The following is a 2,914-nucleotide window of genomic DNA, read 5'->3' on the forward strand; positions in this document are numbered from 1 at the left end:
GCCGCAGGGTCAGGCGACGGCAGAAACGGCCCTGGTTCTCGCGGATCGAACTGCCACCGCCTCCTCACCCCACGGCGCCAATGGGGATCGCATAACGGTCTCACCTGAGATGTGTCCGTCAGTCAGCCGCCAGACACCAAGCGAGCTTTTAATGAGAAGCAGCCGAGGAAATTCTTATCGATTCCCCTTGTGACTAATTAGTCAAATGTCGTTTATCAAGAACCTTTATGACGAAATTCGATGTGACCGAGTGGCGCACATTTAAGCAGGTACAATTGAGTTATTTGTCAAGTTACAATGAAGCTTTTTAAATTACTAAATTGTGGAGTTGCAATTAGCGTGCTTGCATCGACACCTAGCGACTTGTTGGCTCAAAACATGATCCATACAAAAAAGTTTGTGGAATGGCAAAAAACCTGCATTAAAATGCATTTATACGAAAGATCTCCTAGAATGACAAGCCTGGGAAGATTTGGCATCAATCTTGAGCTACCAGTGAATTATGACTTTGATCTTGATGCCAGATATAGCGATGAAGTGTTTATAGCCCGCATCGAGGACTTGGCGGCAATACGTTGCAATAAGCTAGCCAAAACTCTCCATAATCTGGAATTACCAGGCGGGGGCATGTCAACAATAATAATTACGGAAAGGGAGAGATTACCAGATAAAACCAACATTTTTGCAGATGCTGTTAATGTACTCGGAAAGAAGACCCCAATCTATTCAGAGCGCGGTGCTTATTGGATATCATTCTACAATCCAAAAACAAATCGCCCTATTCACATAAGCTGGGATACGGATCTTGATGACTTTTCAAGGCTGTTGAAATCAATTCAGCTAGATTAATAAATTAAGCCTGCTTGTCTCATAAGCAACCATCTTCGATTAGAGCAACTTGTCTCTCTTTTCTCTCAGCAGACTCTGACGGTCCTGCCCCTGGTAGGTGAGGCAAGTGTGGAGAGAGGCTTGGCTGAGACTCGAGGTGGGCAGTGTCATCTTCTATATGTGGGAATGGGGCGCCGGATGGTCCGTAGGGGCAGACTCAAGGCTTATTCAGGACCGCTGTGTGTACCCCTCGCAAGGCAGATCTTTTTACATATGGGGCCAGATTGGCTGTTCCTAACCAATGACCCTGTCCCTGCTTTCTCGAGCAGCCCAAACATGTCTGGCCCAGCCGGGTTTGTAGCCGCGTTCCTGTTCCCGTTGCAGCAGCTGCTCGTAGGTGCGGCAGCCGGCTGCCGGGTGCCTGCGCTTGGGCCTCTGCTGCTGGTTGGGTTTGGGCCGGTGGCGGGCGGCGCCCGTGACTTCAACAAGCTCGCCTTCAAGTTGCTGCAGCCCGCGGCGCTGCTCTTGTCGCTCGTCAGCCAGGAACAGATGGCCGCAGTCGGGGCATACCTGTGCCGCGCTGGGGCAGCTGCAGAAGCAGAGCGGGCAGTCCTTGATCGGGATCGAGACTCCTTCACGGCGCCTGCGGCCGGCCAGGTTCCATTCGCGCTCATCGGTGGGCAGGCCGTGGCGATGGGCGTTGCCCACGTGATCAAGGATCACCGCCTCGCTCTTCCCTGGCGCGGGACGCAAGGCCCGGCCCACCATCTGCAGATAGAGGCCCAAGGAAGCGGTGGGCCGCATCAGAATTGCGCCGCCGACTGAGGGGATGTCAGTGCCCTCGGAAATGATCATGCAGCTGGTGAGCACCTCCACCTCGCCGGTGCCAAGCCCGGCGATCAGGCGTTTGCGTTCCTCGGCAGGGGTGCCGCCGCTCACCGACGCGGCCCGGATTCCCGCAGTGCGGAAGGCCGCGGCCATCTGCTCGGCGTGCTCGATCGTGCAGCAAAAAACAATGGCCGTGCCGGGGTGAAGCCGGCGGCGGTAGTGCGACACCACATCACCAATGGCGGCCCGGTCCCCGTAAGCGCGTGCCGCCTGCTCAAGATCGAACTCGCCCATGCGGCGGCGCAGTTTGCTGTTGCGGGCTCCAGGCCAGGAGAAGACCTTGGGCCTGGCCAGCCACCCCTGCTCCACCAGCCAGGCCGCTGAGGGCCCGAGCACCAGGGCCTCGAAATAGCCGCCGGCCTCCACGCCGAGCCCTTTGCCATCGAGCCGCTCTGGGGTCGCGGTCTTGCCGATCAGGTGGGCGCCAGGCCAGGCCTCGATGATCCGGCCCCAGACGTTGCCGGCGACCAGGTGGTGGGCCTCGTCCTGAATGATCAGATCCGGCGGTGGCAGCTGCTCCAGCCGCCGGGCCACGGTCTGCACCGAGCCCACGGCGACCTGGCGGCCCTGCAGCCGTTGGCCGGGGGCGATCACATCCGGCTCCAGCCCCCAGGCCCGCACTGTGCCCGTGAGCTGTTCGATCAGCTCAGCCCGGTGGGCGAGCACCAGCACCCGCCGGCCCTTGCGGGCCGCCCCCTGAACGATGGCGCCGATGGTCTGACCCTTGCCCGCACCGGTGGGCATGACGGCGCAGACCCGGCGGTGGACCTTTAGGGCGGCGCGGAGGTCGGCCAGCAACTGCTGCTGGTAGTCACGCAAAACGATTGGAGCCATTGAGATCACAGGCAACCAGGACAGATGCTAGCCATATCCCTCAGCAGGCTTAGCCTAACGAGGGCTGGCCTGAGCCACTAAGCTGCAGTCCACGAGCACAACTCCGATGTCTGACTACGCAATGCCGTTGAGCATTTCGATCACCCACGAGCAGCTGGCCTGGCTGGATGCACGCAGGCGCCACGGCTCCCTGAGCCGCTCAGCTGCCCTGCGCCAGGTGCTGGATAGCTTCATCCTCAGCGAGGCGCTCGCTTCCTCAGACCGCGGATCCGCTCCACGCGACGTGGTCCTCAGCCAGGGCTGGTGAGCGATCCGTCATGGCCTCTGATGCCATTGCTGCGGCCAACGGCCGCTGGCCGGAGAT

General features: G+C 59.3%; 3 protein-coding genes. 2 read left to right on the top strand and 1 reads right to left on the bottom strand.

All coding sequences use genetic code 11. The annotated features are described in order from the left end of the window. Positions 1-297 precede the first annotated feature (297 nt). The gene (locus KBZ33_RS21230; protein ID WP_255012005.1) at positions 298-849 is read left to right on the top strand and encodes a hypothetical protein; all 552 of its coding nucleotides are present in this window, start codon (positions 298-300) and stop codon (positions 847-849) included. A 273-nt stretch (positions 850-1,122) separates the two neighbouring features. On the opposite strand, the gene KBZ33_RS21235 is transcribed toward KBZ33_RS21230, so the two are convergent. After that, positions 1,123-2,550 carry a DEAD/DEAH box helicase gene (locus tag KBZ33_RS21235; protein ID WP_255012006.1) on the bottom strand — a complete coding sequence of 476 codons (1,428 nt, stop codon included), beginning with the start codon at positions 2,548-2,550 and terminating at the stop codon, positions 1,123-1,125. A gap of 106 nt (positions 2,551-2,656) precedes the next feature. Here KBZ33_RS21235 and KBZ33_RS21240 point away from each other — a divergent pair, with 106 nt between their 5' ends. After that, positions 2,657-2,857, top strand: a complete 201-nt coding sequence (locus KBZ33_RS21240; protein ID WP_255012007.1) for a hypothetical protein — start codon at positions 2,657-2,659, stop codon at positions 2,855-2,857. Positions 2,858-2,914: the final 57 nt, after the last annotated feature.

Source organism: Cyanobium sp. Cruz-8D1 (assembly GCF_024345975.1).
Lineage (GTDB): Bacteria > Cyanobacteriota > Cyanobacteriia > PCC-6307 > Cyanobiaceae > Cyanobium.